12 protein-coding genes and 1 pseudogene are annotated in these 16,249 nt (G+C 72.0%); 6 read left to right on the plus strand and 7 right to left on the minus strand.

Annotated features, from left to right (window positions below; all coding sequences use genetic code 11):
* The first annotated feature begins 17 nt into the window (after positions 1–17).
* The gene (locus FHW12_RS21065) at positions 18–1,949 is read left to right on the plus strand and encodes a HEAT repeat domain-containing protein (RefSeq protein ID WP_220484361.1); all 1,932 of its coding nucleotides are present in this window, start codon (positions 18–20) and stop codon (positions 1,947–1,949) included.
* Positions 1,950–2,094: 145 nt separating this feature from the next.
* Here the strand turns inward: FHW12_RS21065 and FHW12_RS21775 are convergent.
* Positions 2,095–3,036: pseudogene (locus FHW12_RS21775) on the minus strand (arginase family protein); the annotation flags it as partial.
* An 87-nt stretch (positions 3,037–3,123) separates the two neighbouring features.
* On the opposite strand from FHW12_RS21775, the gene FHW12_RS06925 reads away from it, so the two are divergent.
* Positions 3,124–3,744, plus strand: a complete 621-nt coding sequence (locus FHW12_RS06925; protein WP_182530284.1) for a CGNR zinc finger domain-containing protein — start codon at positions 3,124–3,126, stop codon at positions 3,742–3,744.
* A 248-nt stretch (positions 3,745–3,992) separates the two neighbouring features.
* Here the strand turns inward: FHW12_RS06925 and FHW12_RS06930 are convergent, their stop codons facing one another.
* Positions 3,993–5,333: an OmpP1/FadL family transporter gene (locus tag FHW12_RS06930; RefSeq protein ID WP_182530285.1), complete on the minus strand. Its 1,341-nt coding sequence runs from the start codon at positions 5,331–5,333 to the stop codon at positions 3,993–3,995.
* 218 nt (positions 5,334–5,551) lie between these two features.
* Between FHW12_RS06930 and FHW12_RS06935 the strand changes: the two genes are divergently transcribed.
* Entirely contained in the window at positions 5,552–6,439 is an 888-nt protein-coding gene (locus tag FHW12_RS06935) for a hypothetical protein (RefSeq protein WP_182530286.1), read from the plus strand.
* Between the two features lie 6 nt (positions 6,440–6,445).
* Here the strand turns inward: FHW12_RS06935 and FHW12_RS06940 are convergent, their stop codons facing one another.
* The 5 genes from FHW12_RS06940 to FHW12_RS06960 are packed head-to-tail and all read right to left on the minus strand — an operon-like array spanning position 6,446 to position 12,556.
* Positions 6,446–6,682, minus strand: coding sequence for a formate dehydrogenase subunit delta (locus FHW12_RS06940; protein ID WP_310735175.1), 237 nt, complete (start codon positions 6,680–6,682; stop codon positions 6,446–6,448).
* A complete protein-coding gene (gene fdhD, locus FHW12_RS06945) occupies positions 6,679–7,542 on the minus strand; it encodes a formate dehydrogenase accessory sulfurtransferase FdhD (RefSeq protein WP_182530287.1) in 864 nt (287 codons plus the stop codon). The genes FHW12_RS06940 and fdhD overlap by 4 nt, the downstream gene beginning before the upstream one ends.
* Positions 7,514–10,408, minus strand: coding sequence for a formate dehydrogenase subunit alpha (gene fdhF, locus FHW12_RS06950; protein ID WP_182530288.1), 2,895 nt, complete (start codon positions 10,406–10,408; stop codon positions 7,514–7,516). The genes fdhD and fdhF overlap by 29 nt, the downstream gene beginning before the upstream one ends.
* Before the next feature lie 37 nt (positions 10,409–10,445).
* Entirely contained in the window at positions 10,446–12,041 is a 1,596-nt protein-coding gene (locus FHW12_RS06955) for a formate dehydrogenase beta subunit (protein ID WP_182530289.1), read from the minus strand.
* Positions 12,038–12,556, minus strand: coding sequence for a formate dehydrogenase subunit gamma (locus tag FHW12_RS06960; protein WP_220484362.1), 519 nt, complete (start codon positions 12,554–12,556; stop codon positions 12,038–12,040). Before FHW12_RS06960 ends, FHW12_RS06955 begins: the two co-directional genes overlap by 4 nt.
* Before the next feature lie 209 nt (positions 12,557–12,765).
* Here FHW12_RS06960 and FHW12_RS06965 point away from each other — a divergent pair, with 209 nt between their 5' ends.
* From FHW12_RS06965 to FHW12_RS06975, 3 genes are read left to right on the plus strand one after another with little or no spacing between them, the layout of a single operon-like run.
* A complete protein-coding gene (locus FHW12_RS06965) occupies positions 12,766–14,319 on the plus strand; it encodes an alkaline phosphatase D family protein (protein ID WP_182530291.1) in 1,554 nt (517 codons plus the stop codon).
* Between the two features lie 7 nt (positions 14,320–14,326).
* A complete protein-coding gene (locus FHW12_RS06970) occupies positions 14,327–15,454 on the plus strand; it encodes a glycosyltransferase (RefSeq protein WP_182530292.1) in 1,128 nt (375 codons plus the stop codon).
* Entirely contained in the window at positions 15,451–16,248 is a 798-nt protein-coding gene (locus tag FHW12_RS06975; RefSeq protein ID WP_182530293.1) for a DUF2334 domain-containing protein, read from the plus strand. The genes FHW12_RS06970 and FHW12_RS06975 overlap by 4 nt, the downstream gene beginning before the upstream one ends.
* Position 16,249: the final 1 nt, after the last annotated feature.

Raw genomic sequence — 16,249 nt, forward strand, 5'->3', positions numbered from 1 at the left:
CGTCCGCGGTCCGGCGAATGATCGGCCGCGCGCTCGCCTCGACCGTGCTACGACGCCCGTTGCCGCACTGCGCGACGATCCTGCTAGCGCTTGCGGCATCGGCCGCGAATGCGGTGCAACCGTCGTCGTTGGCCCGCCTGCAGCAGTATCACGATCCCGCGTACATCGGCGGGCTCGACCAGGCCGGCGTCACGCTCGCCGCCGAGCTCGCGCACGACCTTGGCGCGTCCGTCGCCGCCGCGAGCACGCCGTGCGACGCACCCGATCCGCGTGCCGGGCAGCGACTGCGGGGCGGCCGGAATGACAAAGGCGATGGCTTCGCGCAGGTTCCGCCCGAACTGCGCGACCTCGCATTGGCCGCGCGCGACGGGACACCCGAACAACGAGCCGTCGCGCTGTCCGCCATCGGGCTCGTCGGCAACGGAGCTCGCGCCGCCGCACCGTTCATCGAATCGCTGCACGACCCCTGGAGCCGGACCGCGCTGTCGCGGGTAACCTGCGAGCAGTGGACGGCGGGCGCACTCGCGCGACTGGTGCCACCGGCCGCGATGCCCGCATCGCATCGGGAGAACGGCTGCGACGCCGCCGTCACCACGTGGTTGTGGCGCCAGAGCCTCGACGTGCAGCGGACCTGGCCCGACGACGTCCTCGTGTCGCAATGGGGAGAACTCGTTCAAGGCTGCGCGTCTCCGACGATCCCTGCCGATGAGCTGGCGATATTGCGCCGCCGCCTCGATGACACCTCGGTTTCCCTGTCGCGCAAGGCGGAATGGATCGAGATGCTGCCGCCGGTGGGGCCGCGTGCGGCTTCGCTGGCCGACGTGCTGACCCTGTATGCGCACGCGCCCGACGCGCGCGTCGCGTTCGCGGCGCAGCGCGCGCTGGTCGCAACGGGAACGGAGGCGGGCGCGCGCGTCTTCGTCGAGTGGCTCGACCACGGGGTTTCCGCGCTGGCGTGGGGCGGCACGCGACAGCTCGCGCCGCATTCCCGCATCGTGCTGCCAGCGCTGGAGCGTGCGCTGGACGGCGCGGACTTCCGCAATCGCGCAGCGGCCGCCGAAGCGATCGGCGCCTTCGGCGACCCTGCCGGCGTGTCCATCCTCGTGCGGCATGCGTTGCGCTCGATCGACTGGCCGACCGCGCAAGCCGCGATCAATGCCCTCGCCGGATTCGCGGCGACCGACGCCGACGCCAAGGCCGCCTTGCGCGAGGTCGCGTCCGGCTACTGGTCCGGGCGCGTGCGCGAGGTGGCGCGGCTCGCGCTCGCAACCGGCCGCGGCCTCGAAGGTGATCCGTTCGGCTGTGCCCAGACGCCCGAACAGGCGCAAGCCAGGGAAGCGGACGCGCGCGTGGGCGACAAGACCGGAATGACCTGCATCCGGATCTGCTACGGCTGCACGCTCGACCATCGCCTCGCCGAATGCGGCACCGAACATCACCGTCGCGGTACCTATGCGATCGCGGACGGCCGGCGGATGCATATCCGCTGGAACACGCCGAAGCGGCAACCGCTTCCTCGCGTCTCCGTCGAAGCATTGTCGTCGTGGTGCGCGTCGATGGGATCGACGTCGACGCTGCGCGTCGGTGACGACGGCTGGCTGGTCGGTTGCGACGGTTTCGAGAACGACGGCGCACTCGCGTTCGTTCCCGCCAAGGGCGAGGCGCGCGTCGTGCCGATCGGCGAAATGGGCGTCGTCGCCCTGCTCGAATGGAACCATCGCTATTTCGCCGCGGGGTCGTCGCCGCTCGCATTCGGCGACGCAGGCGCGCTCTACGAACTGGTACGCCGCGATGCCTCGAACTGGGAGGCGAAGGCCGTCGCAGCACTGCCCTCGGTGCCGACGGGCGCCGCAGCGACACCCGCGGGGCTGGCCTTCGCCGACGAGCGCGGCGCCGTGCTGTTCGATCCCGCTGCGGATGCCCTGTTGCCGTTCGACTGCAGCCGCTGACGTCCTTACGGCGGCGCTCGCCGGGCCGTCGCGCGTGCAGCCATCGCGGCGTCGTCCTTGCCGCGGGCAGCGTGACGCCGAAGCGCCCCGCGCGCACGAAGGCGCGTTCGAGCAGGCCGACGAGGCGTTCGGCGAGGCGTCCGTCGGTGTCGAGGTCGGGATCGAAGATCGTGAGCTCGAGGCCGAGCGCGCGCGGTGAGGCAAGCGCGAGCGCGAGCGAATCCTCGAGTTCGGCGAGGCGCAGGCCGCCCGGATCGGGCGAGTCGACCGCAGGCATCACGGCCGGGTCGAGCACGTCGACGTCGACGTGGATCCAGAAACCGCGCAGTTCGTCGCGCTCGAGCCGCAGCAACGCTTCGCCCATCGTCGCGGCGACGCCGCGTCCGCGCAGGCGTTCGATCGGCAGACGCAGGAATGCGGCGCGTTCGAAGCGCTCGGTCTCCACTTCAGCGGGCGTGCCGTGGTCGCGATACGCGTAGGCGACGGTGTCGCCTTCGGCGAAGTACGGCCTGCCGCCGTCGATGCCGACGAGCGCGTCGGGGCCATGGCCGGTCGCGAGTGCGAGATCCATGCCCGCCGCGGTGAGCGGCCGCGGCACGCGCGGGAAGTAGAAGTCGCTGTGGCCGTCGACGAACAGCAGGCCGTGGCGGCCGCGCCGGCGCAGCGCGAGCGCGCCGCCGAGCAGCACGCTGCAGTCGCCGCCGAGCACGAGCACGAAACGGCCGTCGTCGAGGCTCGCACCGATGCGCTCGGCGAGCCGCGGCGTGTACGCGACGAGGCCGGCACCGTTGCGGTAGCCGGTCGCCGCATCGGGGGCGGGATCGTAGGCGGGTGCGACGACGTCGCCGCGGTCGCGCGCGCCGAGCCGCTCGACGACGCGCCGCGCGCGCAGCGCCGCGGGTGCGCGGAACGCGCCGGGCACATGGCCCGGACGCAACGGCCTGAGGCCGAGGTTCGATGGCGCGCCGACGACGTCGATGCCGCGTGGCGCCGCCGCGCGCAGGGTCGGCGCGACCACGCAGGCGCCCGCCGCGAGCATCGCGCCGAGCATGCGACGGCGCGCGGGATCGGTTTCGGTCGTGCCCATGATAACCCTCCATACGCGTTTAGATGGTTAGCATGCGCCGGATTTTTAAACCTGTCAAAATGCGTTTACCGGTTATCTCGGAAGGCCATGAACGCGGAACTCGCCCGCATCGAACGCGTCGGCGGCAGCCTCTGCCTCGACTTCGTCAACACGCGCACCTCGCATTTCGACCCCGCCGCGCGCGAATACCTCGCCGGCTACGTCGACCTGCTCGAATGGCTGCGCGGCTGCGACGACGGGCTCGGCGCACGCACAGCGACGCAGCTCGCCGCCGTGGCGCGCGCGCACCCGCGGCGCGCGGCGGCCGTGTTCGCGCGCGCGCGAGAGCTGCGCGACCTGCTGCAGCGCGTGTTCGCCGCGCGCGCCGAAGGACGCGCGCCGACACCCGCGGATCTCGACGCGCTGAACCGCGAAGCCGCCGCCGCGCTCGCGCACCGGCGACTCGAACCGGGCGCGCACTGGCACTGGCGCTGGGACGACGACGACGCGCTCGAGCGGCCGCTGTGGCAGGTGCTCGCGTCCGCGGTCGAACTGCTGCAGCACGGCGAACCGGCGCGCCTCAAGCAATGCCCGGCGCCGGACGGCTGCGGCTGGCTGTTCCACGACGGGAGCAAGAACCAGACGCGGCGCTGGTGCAGCATGCGCATGTGCGGCAACGGCGCGAAGGTGCGTCGCTTCCAGCAACGCAAGCGCGACGCGGGCGGCTGATCCGGTCCGGCACGCGTGTCGGATTGACACCTCGCATGCGAGGAATCACGCCGGGCAGCGGCACGCGCTGTGCGCGTAGCGCCCTACGTGGTCGCGCGATGTCGTGGGAGCGGCGGAAGCGGCGATGCTTTCGTCCCGACCAGCGCGTCACGGCCTCGGTCGGTTACACCGTAACCTTTCCCCGACCCCGAAAAAGCGACAGGCACCCGAAGGTGCCTGCCGGTCCCTCCCCATCCGATGCGCGAGCGTCAGAACACGTATTGCGCCGACACGCCGAGCACGTTGCCGGAGCTCTGGAACGCACCGGTCAGATGATTGAACGTCGACGTCGTGTGGTCGACCGTGCCGTCGTCGACCCACAGGTGGACGAAGCCCGCATCGAAGCGCCAGTCCGCGTTCGGCTTCCAGCCGACGCCGACCGAGAGCCAGGTGCGGCTGCCGTCCGGCACCCGCGGCGTGCGCGTGACGTCGTTGGTCGGCGTCTCGTCATAGGCGACGCCCGCACGCAGCGTCCATTCGTTGTTGAGGCGGTACTCGCCACCGAACGCGTACATCCAGGTGTCGTCCCACGCGAATTCCTGCGCGCGCGTGAACGGCCCCATCGCCGCATCGGAGTACTTGATCAGGAGTTGCTCGAAGCTCGACCAGTGCGTGAAGCTGATGTCGGCACCGAAGCTGAGGCGGTCGTCGAACGTGTGCCACCAGCTGCCGGTCACGTACCACGGCGTGTCGAAGTCGGCCTGGCCCTTCTGGTTGAGGAACGCCCCGCCGAGCAGCGGCAGGATGTTGCTCGGCACCTGGAAGCGCGCGTCGCCTTCGAGCGTGTGGTCGATCTGCGAATGGAAGTTGACGCCGATGCGGTCGCTCGCGGTCGGCTTCCACAGCAGGCCGACCGTGAAGCCGTAGCCCCAGTCGTCGCCCTTGAGGCCGCCGAAGCCGTCGGCTTCCTGCGGCAGCACAGCGCCGTTCGTCGGCGAGGCGAGGATCGTGCCGAAGTCGACGACCTGGGTCAGCTCCGCGCTCGTGCGCTGGGCGATGATGCTGCCGCCGATCGACCACTGGTCGTTGATCTTGAACGAGGTCGCGAAGCTGAGGTCGATCGACTCGAGCTTGGACAGCACGCCCTCGTAGCGCAGCACCGAACGGTCGTCGTACTCGGTCTCGAAGCCGAACGGCGCATTGACGGAGGCTCCGATCGACCACTGGTCGTTGATGCGGTGGGTCAGGTAGATCGCCGGGACCGGCTTGGTCACGCCGCCGTCGCCACCGTTGTTGCCGGTCAGCGGGCGGCCGAGCAGGTCGGTGCCGCTGCCGTGGAATTCCGTCTTGAAATTGATGACGTTGAGGTCGACCTGGACGCAATTTTCGCTGCCGATGTCGCCGATCGCCGCCGCATTGTTCGCGACCATCGAACAGTCGTTCGGCGCGGACGCGCCGCCGGCGTAGGAACGGCCCAGACCCTGGACGCTGTTTTCCTTGAGCTGGAAGCCGCTCGCGAGCGCGTCCTGGCCCGCGAGGGCCGCCGCGAGTGCCAACGGCAGGGCGGCGAACGACGGGACGAGCCTGGTCCGACGGGTCTTGTGCTGCATACGGCACTCCTTGGGGCGAACGGTTTCTTTGCGGGTCTGTAACGAATCCGCAGCGATCTTAACGTCAAGTTCGACGATCTGACCATCGTGCGCTGCCGCAAACGGGGGCGTATGGTCGGCCCGCCCGACCCCGGCCGCCCGGCTTTCGTGACGCCGGCCGCGACAGGCGCCAGCGGCGGTCGTTAAGGTGCCCCGACATCGCCCTGCGGAGAATGCGCGTGCGCCTGAAGCACCTCGTCGCCCTGCTGTTCGGCTTCCTGCCATACGTCGGCGTACCGGCGCTCGCGATCGCCGCGACCACGGTGCGCCTGCCGGGCGCGATGTGCCCCGGCGGCGACGCGATCTTCGATGACGGCTACGAGACGCGCGTGGTGCCGCACGACGCGTCCGGCGGCAGCGGCGGCAGCTATCCCGGCAACATCACGCGCACGATCAGCGTGCCCGGCGTCGGCACGCGCAGCTACTACCTGCGCGTGCCGCCCGGCTACCAGCCGTCGCAGGCGTCACCGCTGCTGCTCGCGCTGCGCGGGCAGTCGCTGCCGACCGCGAGCGGCGCGCAGCAGGCACGCACGGACTGGTCGAGCTGGGTCGACGCGAAGGGCTTCATCGTGCTCGCACCGATCGGTAATTCGACCCAGGGCGGCTGGGGTGCGGCCGGCGACATCGAGGAGATCAGCGCCGCGCTCGACGACGCGGCCGCCGCGTACAACATCGAACGCAGCCGCATCTACCTCTGGGGCTATTCCGCGGGCGCGCACTACGGCCACGCGATCGCGCTGTCGAACACCGACTATTTCGCCGCCTACGGCGTCAGCGCGGGCTCGCTCGAGCAGTACGCCTGCACCGACTCGGGCACGCCGCCGCCGACCTGCGCGAGCCTGCTCGGCGGCGCGCAGCCGAAGATCCCGGTCGACATCCATCTCGGCAACAGCGACCCGCTCTACACGCAGTACGGCGCCGGCGGCGATCCGCAACGCTTCACGAATGCGGGCTGGGTGCTCGGCGACGATCTCTATTACACGCTGTTCAACGGCGGCCACATCTACACGGTCGCCCACCTCGGCCAGATCTGGGCGCACCTGTGCCCGTTCGCGCTCGGGCCGTGACCGGCGCTACGCGCGCGCGGCCGGATCCTCGCGCGCGAGGTCGGCGATCGCCTCGCGCACGAGCGCGTCGAGGCCGGCGCCGCCCGCGGCCGCGTGCGCGTGGATGCGTCGCCGCATGCGCGGTTCCCAGAAGCGGCGGATGTGCGTCGCGATGCCGGCGACCGCCGCGGCGTGGTCGGGCTCGGCGCGGAAATACGCGCCGATGTCGTTGGCCATCCTCACGAGCTGTTCGAGTCCACTCACGCGCGCACGTCCTCCGCGCCGTGGATGCGGCCCGCGTGCGCGTAGACGACGTGGCTGTCGCCGCGCGCGAAACCGACGAGGGTGAGGCGCGCCTGCGTCGCGAGCTGGATCGCCAGCGCGGTCGGCGCCGAGATCGCCGCGAGCAGGCCTACGCCGAGCGTGGCCGCCTTCTGCACCATCTCGTAGCTCGCACGGCTGGTCACGACGGCGAAGCCACCGCGCACGTCGATGCCGCGACGCACGAGCGCACCGAGCAGCTTGTCGAGCGCGTTGTGGCGACCGACGTCCTCGCGCACGAGCACGATCGCGCCGTCGACGCCGGCCCAGCCGGCCGCATGGGTCGCCCCGGTCGCCGCGGCGAGCGGCTGCTGCGCCTGCAGCTGCGCGAGCGCACGTTCTAGCGCGCGCGGGTCGATGCACGGCCCGTCCGCGACGGGCACGGGCTGGCGCAGCGCGTCTTCGAGTGCCTGCGCGCCGCACAGGCCGCAGCCGCTGCGTCCGGCCAGGTTGCGCTTGCGCCGCTCGAGCGCGTCGGCGCGCGCGGCGGGCACGCGCAGCTCGAGTTCGATGCCTTCCAGCAACGTGCGCGTCGCGGCGACCTCGAGTTCGGCCGCATCGGCGACGACGGCTTCGCTGAGCGAGAAGCCGAGCGCGAAATCGTCGAGGTCGCGCGGCGTCGCCATCATCACCACGTGCGGCCGGCCGTTGTAGACGAGCGCGACCGGCACTTCCTCGGCGACACGGTCGTCGGTCCGCTCGAGCACGCCGGCGCGCGAGCGTGTCACCGGACGGCGCACCCAGCCCGCGTGCGCGTCGTCGCCCGCGGGTTCTTCAGCGCGGATCGCCGGCGGTCGTCGCATGACGGGCCTGTTCGAGCAATGCGCGCTGCCGCTCGTCCGCGGCGCGGAAGCGCTGTTGCCAGTCGGATGGCTGGCTCACGCGCGTGACCTCGACCGCGGTGACCTTGTACTCGGGGCAGTTCGTCGCCCAGTCCGAGTTCTCGGTCGTGATCACGTTGGCGCCGGAGCCGGGGAAGTGGAACGTCGTGTAGACGACGCCCGCCTGCATGCGGTCGCTGAGCAGCGCGCGCAGCACCGTCTCGCCGGCGCGACTGGCGATGCCGACCCAGTCGCCGTCGCGTATGCCGCGCTGTTCGGCGTCGTGCGGGTGGATCTCGAGGCGGTCCTCGGCGTGCCAGAGGTTGTTCGCGGTGCGGCGCGTCTGCGCGCCGACGTTGTACTGGCTGAGGATGCGCCCGGTGGTGAGCAGGAGCGGGTACTTCGCGGTCACCTTCTCGCTCGTCGGCACGTACTCGGTGAGCATGAAGCGGCCCTTGCCGCGCACGAACGCGTCGACGTGCATGGTCGGGGTGCCGTCCGGATGCTCGGCGTTGCACGGCCACTGGATGCTGCCGAGTTCGTCGATGCGCGCGAAGCTGATGCCGGCGAAGGTCGGCGTGAGGCGCGCGATCTCGTCCATGATCTCGGCCGGATGCGCGTAGTGCATCGGATAGCCGAGCGCGTTCGACAGCCGCTGCGTGACTTCCCAGTCGGCCAGGCCGCCGCGCGGCTCCATCACCTTGCGCACGCGCGACACGCGCCGCTCGGCGTTGGTGAACGTGCCGTCCTTCTCGAGGAAGGTCGAACCGGGCAGGAACACGTGGGCGAACTTCGCGGTCTCGTTGAGGAACAGGTCCTGCACGACCACGCATTCCATCGCGGTGAGCGCGGCGGTCACGTGCTGCGTGTTCGGATCCGACTGCGCGATGTCCTCGCCCTGGATGTAGAGCCCCTTGAACTCGCCGTCGAGCGCAGCCTCGAACATGTTCGGGATGCGCAGGCCGGGCTCGGCCTGCAGCGTCACGCCCCAGGCCTGCTCGAAGGTCGCGCGCACCGCGGCGTCGGCGACGTGCCGGTAACCGGGGAACTCGTGCGGGAACGAACCCATGTCGCACGAGCCCTGCACGTTGTTCTGGCCGCGCAATGGATTGACGCCGACGCCGACGCGGCCGAGGTTGCCCGTCGCCATCGCGAGGTTGGCGATCGCCATCACCGCGGTCGAACCCTGCGAGTGTTCGGTCACACCGAGGCCGTAGTAGATCGCCGCGTTGCCGCCGGTCGCGTACAGGCGCGCGGCCGCACGCACTTCGACCGCGGGCACGCCGGTGACCGCCTCGAGCGCCTCGGGCGACTGCGCCGGATCGGCGACGAACGCGCGCCAGCGCGCGAACGAATCGGCCTCGCAGCGCTCGCGCACGAACGCCTCGTCGACGAGTCCCTCGACGACGACGACGTGGGCGAGCGCGTCGAGCAGCGCGACGTTGGTGCCCGGTCGCAACTGCAGGTGGTGGTCGGCGCGCACGTGCGGCGTGCGCACGAGTTCGATGCGGCGCGGGTCGGCGACGATGAGGCGCGCACCGCGGCGCAGGCGCCGCTTCATCTGCGATGCGAACACCGGGTGCGCGTCGGTCGGGTTCGCGCCGATCACGAAGATCACGTCGGCCTGCATGACCGAATCGAAGTCCTGCGTGCCGGCCGATTCGCCGAGCGTGCTCTTGAGCCCGTAGCCGGTCGGCGAATGGCACACGCGCGCGCAGGTGTCGACGTTGTTGCTGCCGAACGCGGCGCGCACGAGCTTCTGCACGAGATAGGTCTCCTCGTTCGTGCAGCGCGACGAGGTGATGCCGCCGATCGAATCGCGGCCATGGCGCGCCTGGATGCGCCGGAACTCGGCGGCGGCGTGCGCGATCGCTTCGTCCCAGCCCACTTCGCGCCACGGATCGGAGATCTTCGCGCGCACCATCGGCGCGAGGATGCGCTCGCGGTGCGTCACGTAGCCGGTCGCGAAGCGCCCCTTCACGCAGGAGTGGCCGTGGTTCGCGTGGCCGTCCTTGTTCGGCACCATGCGCACGAGCCGTTCGCCCTGCAGTTCGGCGCGGAACGAGCAGCCGACGCCGCAGTAGGCGCAGGTGGTGACGACGCTGCGCGTCGCCTGACCCTGTTCGAGCAGCGATTTCTCCATCAGCGCGCCGGTCGGGCACGCCTGCACGCAGGCGCCGCAGGAGACGCAATCGGACTCCATGAACGACTCGCCCTGGCCCGCGACGATCGCGGAGGCGTAGCCGCGCCCCTGTACCGCCAGCGCGAACGTACCCTGCTGTTCGTCGCAGGCGCGCACGCAGCGCGAGCAGACGATGCACTGCGCGGGGTCGAAGCGGAAGTACGGATTCGACGCGTCGACCGCCGCGTGCAGCGGATTGTCGCTGCCGTCGGCGCGCGCCGACGCGACGTGGCTGGCTCCGTCGAAGCCGTAACGCACCTCGTCGACGCCGATGCGTTCGGCCATGCGCTGCATCTCGCTGCCGAAAGCGCCGGCGAACGCGTCGAGCGGATGATCTGAAAGGTAGAGCTCCATCACGCCGCGGCGCAGGCGGTCGAGCTTCGCGCCATGCGTCGTCACCTTCATGCCGGCCGCGACCGGCGTCGTGCACGAGGCGGGGAATCCCTTCATGCCTTCGATCTCGACGAGGCACAGGCGGCACGACCCGAATGCGTCGAGCAAGTCGGTCGCGCACAGTTTCGGGATCCCGATGCCCGCCTCCGCCGCCGCGCGCAGCACCGACGTGCCGGCCGCGGCGTGCACGTCGACGCCGTCGATCGTCAGCGCGACGGTCCCGGTGGATGTCGATTTCGGCGTGCCGAGATCGGTTTCGGCGATGGACAGCATGACGCGACTCCGATACTGGTCTTCCTGGGAACCGACCTTAAACCTTCCCGCGCGAGGGCGCGAAATCCTCGCCGAAGTGTCGCAACGCGCTGGCCACCGGATCCGGCGTCAGCCCGCCGAGCGCGCACAGCGAACCGTGGCGCATGGTTTCGCACAGGTCGTCGAGCAAGGCGAGGTTCTTCGCGCGCTCGATGCCCGCGCCGATGCGCTCGAGCACTTCGACGCCGCGCGTCGAACCGATCCGGCACGGCGTGCACTTGCCGCAGGATTCGACCGCGCAGAACGCCATCGCGTAACGCGCCTGCTCGAGCATGTCGACGCCGTCGTCGAACGCGACGATGCCGCCGTGGCCGAGCATCGCGCCGATCGCGGCGAACGCCTCGTAGTCGAGCGGCGTGTCGAACTGCGACTCGGGCAGGTACGCGCCGAGCGGCCCGCCGACCTGCACCGCGCGGATCGGCCGCCCGCTGTACGAACCGCCGCCGTAGTCGTAGAGGAGTTCGCGCAGGGTCGTGCCGAACGCCTTTTCGACGAGCCCGGTGCGCTTGAGGTTGCCGGCGAGCTGGATCGGCAGGGTGCCGCGCGAGCGGCCGACGCCGTAGTCGCGGTAGTAGTCGGCGCCGCGATCGAGGATCAGCGGCACCGAGGCGAGCGAGATCACGTTGTTGACGACGGTCGGCCGGCCGAACAGCCCCTTGATCGCGGGCAGCGGCGGCTTGAAGCGCACCTGGCCGCGCTTGCCCTCGAGGCTCTCGAGCAGCGCGGTTTCCTCGCCGCAGATGTAGGCGCCTGCGCCGAGCCGCACTTCGAGGTCGAAGCGGCGGCCGCTGCCGCGGATGTCGGCGCCGAGCCAGCCCGCGGCGTAGGCATTGGCGATCGCCGCTTCGAGCGCGCGGCGCGCGTGCGGATATTCGCTGCGCAGGTAGATGTAGCCCTGCGTCGCGCCGACCGCGAAGCCGGCGATCGTCATGCCTTCGACGAGGCAGAGCGGGTCGCCTTCCATGAGCATGCGGTCGGAGAACGTGCCCGAGTCGCCTTCGTCGGCGTTGCAGACGACGTACTTCGTGGGCGAGCCCGCGCCATCGGCGCTGGTCGGCGCGTCGAGCACGGTCTTCCACTTGATCCCGGTCGGGAACGCGGCACCCCCGCGTCCGCGCAGGCCCGATGCGGTCACCGCGGCGACGATGCCGGCGCCGTCCATCGCGAGCGCGTTGTGCAGGCCGCGGTAGCCGCCGTGCGCGACGTAGTCGGCGACGCTGAGCGGATCGGTCGTGCCGACGCGCGCGAAGCACAGGCGATCCTGGCGCGCGAACCAGTCGAGCGATTCGATCGCACCGACGCGCGCCGGATGCGCACCCGCGTTGCCGAAGCCGGCATCGAACAGGCCCGCGACCTCGTTCGCCGCGACGGGCCCGTAGCCGACGCGCGTTGCCGTGCCGCCCGCGACGACCTCGACTTCGACGAGCGGCTCGAGCCAGAACAGTCCACGCGAACCGGTGCGCACGAGATCGATCGCGATGCCGCGCTCGCGCGCGACGACCTCGATCGCGCGCGCGGTCGCCTCGGCGCCGAGCGCGAGCGCGCTCGCGTCGCGCGACACGTACACGCGCAGTGGCGGTGCGACGACGCTCACCGGCGCATCCCCGCGACGAGCGCGTCGAACGCGGCCGGCGTCACGCGCGCGTGCAGTTCGTCCTCGTCGACGAGCAGCGACGGGCCGCAACCGCAGTTGCCGAGGCAGTACGCGGGTTCGAGCGTGACCGCGCCGTCGGCGGACGTGCCGTGCCAGTCGACGCCGAGCGTGCGCAGCGCGTGCGCTTCGAGCGCACGCGCGCCGAGCGCCTGGCAGGCCTCGGCACGACACAGGCGCACGACGTGGCGCCCCGGCGGCGTGTTGCGGAAGTGGTGGTAGAAGCTGACGACGCCGTGCACCTCGGCGCGACCGAGGTCGAGCGCGCGCGCGACGGTCGGCAACGCCGCGGGCGGCACCCAGCCGAGCGCGTCCTGGATGCCGTGCAGGATCGGCAGCAGTGCGCCGGGCCGGGCGCGGTGCAACGCGAGCACGGCGTCGACCGCGGCGCGCTGGCCGAGCGTCATGTCGCCGTCATGCGGGGACGGATCGTGCGGTGGTTGCGGCGTGTCGCCCATGGGTGGTGCGCGGCAGCGTGCAGCCGCGGCGCGAAAATCCGGTTCGGACCTCGACTCTGCACCACGACGCCGGCCGCTGCAACCACGCCGGCGGCTCGCCGCGACACGCAACTGCCACGCGGCTGACGCGCACGCGCAACGCGTGCGCCATCGCAGCTTCATGCGCCACCGTGAAGCTGCGCACCGCCATATCGGACCCTGGTGGGCGCATGCGCAACGCACCGCGCGGCGACGGCTGGTCGCGGCGACAGTTCATCCTCCGCGGCGCGGCGACGTTCGGCGTCGCCGGCTTCGGCCTCGGTGGCGGCCTGTTCGCGCGGCCGCGCTTCGACGCCTATCCGTTCTCGCTCGGCGTCGCCTCGGGCGACCCGTCCGCGGACGGCTTCGTGCTGTGGACGCGCATCGCGACCGCGCAGTCCGACGCCGCGTTCCTGCCGATGCAGGGCTACGAGGTCGAATGGATCGTCGCCGAGGACGAACGTCTGCGCCGCGTCGTGCGCAGCGGTCGCGGCGTCGCGCGCGCCGACGCGGCGCATGCGCTGCACGTCGAACTCGACGGCCTCGCACCCGACCGCTGGTACTGGTACCAGTTCCGCTGCGGCGACGCCGCGAGCCCGGTCGGCCGCACCCGCACGCTGCCCGCCGCGGGTGCGTCGGTCGCGCGCCTGCGCCTCGCGCTCGCCTCGTGCCAGCACTACGAGCACGGCTACTACGCCGCCTACCGGCACATGCTCGGCGACGACCTCGACCTCGTCGTGCACGTCGGCGACTACATCTACGAAGGTTCGTGGGGACCGCAGGTGCGCCGCCACGAGTCCGCCGAAGGCGCATCGACGCTCGCCGGCTACCGCAACCGCCACGCCTGCTACAAGCGCGACCCCGACCTGCAGCGCGCGCACGCCGCGTATCCGTGGCTCGTCACTTGGGACGACCACGAAGTCTCCAACGACTACGCCGGCCTCGTTTCCGCCTACGACGAGCCGTCCGACACATTCGCCGCACGCCGCGCCGCCGCCTACCAGGCGTGGTGCGAACACATGCCGCTGCGCGCACGCACGCGCGCGACCCTGCGCATGTACCGCCGCTTCGCCTTCGGCGACCTCGCTGCGATCAACCTGCTCGACGACCGCCAGTACCGCGCCGCCCACGCATGCGCGGAGCGCGGCGAGATGATCGACGCCGGTACCTGCGCGGAACTCGGCTCGCCCGCGCGCAGCCTGCTCGGCACCGCGCAGCAACGCTGGCTCGACGACGGCCTCGCGCGTGGCGACGCGCGCTGGAACGTGGTCGCGCAGCAGACGCTCGTCGCGCCGTTCGTCTCGCGCGACGAGGCCGGCGCGCCGCGCGTCTGGGCCGACGGTTGGGACGGCTATCCGGCTGCACGCGCGCACCTGCTCGGCCACGTCGCCGAGCGGCGCATCCCGAACGTCGTCACGCTCGGCGGCGACGTGCACGCGTTCTACGCCTGCGACCTCAAGGCCGACTTCGCCGACCCGGACAGCGCGACGATCGCGACCGAGTTCGTCGGCACCTCGATCAGCTCGCAGGGCGACGACCACGACGCACGCGTGCGCGATCTCGACCTCAACCCGCACGTGCGCGCCTACGACGGCCGCCGGCGCGGCTACCTGCGCTGCGACATCGGCCACGACGCGTGGCGCAGCGACTTCGTCGCGCTCGACGACGCGACCGACCCGCGCAGCGCCGCCCGCAAGATGCGCACGTTCCACGTCGAGAACGGTCGCGCTGGCGTGCAGACCTGAGCGCGCGATGCACGTCGTCGACCTCACCCTGTTCTTCGCCCCGCACAGCGGCGGGGTGAAGCGCTACCTGCTCGCCAAGCGCGCGTTCCTCGCCGCGCAACGGGACGTGCGCCACACCCTCGTCGTGCCCGGACCGCGCACCGCGGCGAACGCACCCGGCCTGATCGAGCTGGCGAGCCCGCGCATCCCGTTCGGAGCGGGCTACCGCGTGCCGCTGCGCCTGCGCGAATGGACGGCGACCTTGCGCGAACTGCGCCCCGACGTGATCGAGGCGGCCGATCCCTATCATCTCGCCTGGCTCGCGCTGCGCGTCGCCGACCGCCTCGGCGTCGCCGCGACCGCGTTCGCGCATTCGGACCTCGCGCGCCTGCTCGGCGACCGCGTCGCGCCCGCACTCGGTCGCGCCGCGAGCGCGTACCTGCGCAACCTGTACCGGCGCTTCGACTGCGTGTTCGCGCCGAGCCGGCTCATCGCCGAGCGCCTCGCCGACCTCGGCGTCGAGCGCATCGCGCTGCAACCGCTCGGCGTCGACGGCCGCGTGTTCCATCCGTGCCGGGCCGACCCCGGCCTGCGCGCGCAGCTCGGCCTCGATGCCGACGCGCGCGTGCTCGTGTTCGCCGGCCGGCTCGCCGCCGAGAAGAACGTGCCGCTGCTGCTCGACGCGTTCGCGCGGCTCGGTGCGCCGTACCACCTGCTGCTCGTCGGCGGCGAGCGCGAGCAGCGCCTCGCGCCGCACGCGACGATGCTGCCCTACCAGCAGGACGGCACGCGGCTCGCGCGCCTGCTCGCCAGCGCCGACGCGCTCGTGCACGCGGGCCGCCACGAGACGTTCGGCCTCGTCGTGATCGAGGCGATGGCCTGCGCGCGCCCGGTCGTCGCGCTCGGCGGCGGCGCGATCGACGAACTCGTCGACGCATCGGTCGGCGTCGTCGCCGCACGCGCCGATGCGGCCGCGCTCGCCGACGCGGTGCGCACGCTGTACGTGCGCGACCGCGCCGCGATGAGCGCACTCGCGCGCCATCGCGTCGCGCGCGACTACCTGTGGGAGCGCACCTTGCCGCGCCAGCTTGCGCGCTACGCGGAACTCGTGCGTGCGCCATGCGCGCGCGACGACGCGGTCGCGGAGGCCGCGTGACGCCGCGCCTGTGCATCGCGATCCACGACGTCGCGCCGGCGACCTGGCCCGCATGCGAGCGCCTGCTCGCGCTCGTCGACGCGATCGGCGCGCCGCCGCTCACGCTGCTGGTCGTGCCCGACTGGCACCGGCGCGGCCCGATCGATGCCGATCCCGCGTTCCGCCGCGCGATCGACGCGCGCGTCGATCGCGGCGACGAAGTCGCGCTGCACGGCCTCGTGCACCTCGACGAGGCGGGACCACCGCACGGCGTGCTCGACCGGCTGCGCCGGCGCGTGCTGACCGCGGATGAAGGCGAGTTCGCCGCGCTCGACGAAGCGGAAGCCTCCGCGCGTATCGACGCCGGGCTGCAGCGCTTCGCGCAATGCGGCTGGAGCGCACAGGGTTTCGTCCCACCGGCGTGGCTGGCCGGCGACGGCGCGCGCACGGCGCTCGCACGCACGGCGCTGCGCTGGACCAGCACGCACGCCACGCTCGAAGACGTCCGGCGGCGTTGGAGCATCGCCGCACCCGCGCTCGGCGCGTCCGCGCGTTCGGCCTGGCGTCGGCGCGCGAGCCGCGCCTGGCTGCCGCTCGCCGCGCGCGCGTGGCAGGCGGCACCGTTGCTGCGCGTCGCGCTGCATCCCGCCGATGCCGCGCACGCGGACCTCCTCGACGGCTGGCGCCGCGTGCTGGCCGCGCTGCTCGCACGGCGCGAAGCGCTGACGAAGTCGGCCGCGATCGCGCACGCCGGCGTCGCCTGCGAAATCGCCGCGCGTCGCGTCGTCGCGCTGCCGACGCGCGGATCGACTTGAC

Source organism: Dokdonella fugitiva, assembly GCF_014138265.1.
GTDB classification, from domain to species: domain Bacteria; phylum Pseudomonadota; class Gammaproteobacteria; order Xanthomonadales; family Rhodanobacteraceae; genus Dokdonella_A; species Dokdonella_A fugitiva_A.

Bases quoted from the DNA above. Each gene is read 5' to 3' on its own strand.
- FHW12_RS06970 (WP_182530292.1), top strand. From the start codon at position 14,327: ATGCACGTCGTCGACCTCACCCTGTTCTTCGCCCCGCACAGCGGCGGG.
- fdhD (WP_182530287.1), bottom strand. From the start codon at position 7,542: ATGCGACGACCGCCGGCGATCCGCGCTGAAGAACCCGCGGGCGACGAC.
- FHW12_RS06930 (WP_182530285.1), bottom strand. From the start codon at position 5,333: ATGCAGCACAAGACCCGTCGGACCAGGCTCGTCCCGTCGTTCGCCGCC.
- FHW12_RS21065 (WP_220484361.1), top strand. From the start codon at position 18: ATGATCGGCCGCGCGCTCGCCTCGACCGTGCTACGACGCCCGTTGCCG.
- FHW12_RS06960 (WP_220484362.1), bottom strand. From the start codon at position 12,556: ATGGGCGACACGCCGCAACCACCGCACGATCCGTCCCCGCATGACGGC.
- FHW12_RS06965 (WP_182530291.1), top strand. From the start codon at position 12,766: ATGCGCAACGCACCGCGCGGCGACGGCTGGTCGCGGCGACAGTTCATC.
- FHW12_RS06925 (WP_182530284.1), top strand. From the start codon at position 3,124: ATGAACGCGGAACTCGCCCGCATCGAACGCGTCGGCGGCAGCCTCTGC.
- fdhF (WP_182530288.1), bottom strand. From the start codon at position 10,408: ATGCTGTCCATCGCCGAAACCGATCTCGGCACGCCGAAATCGACATCC.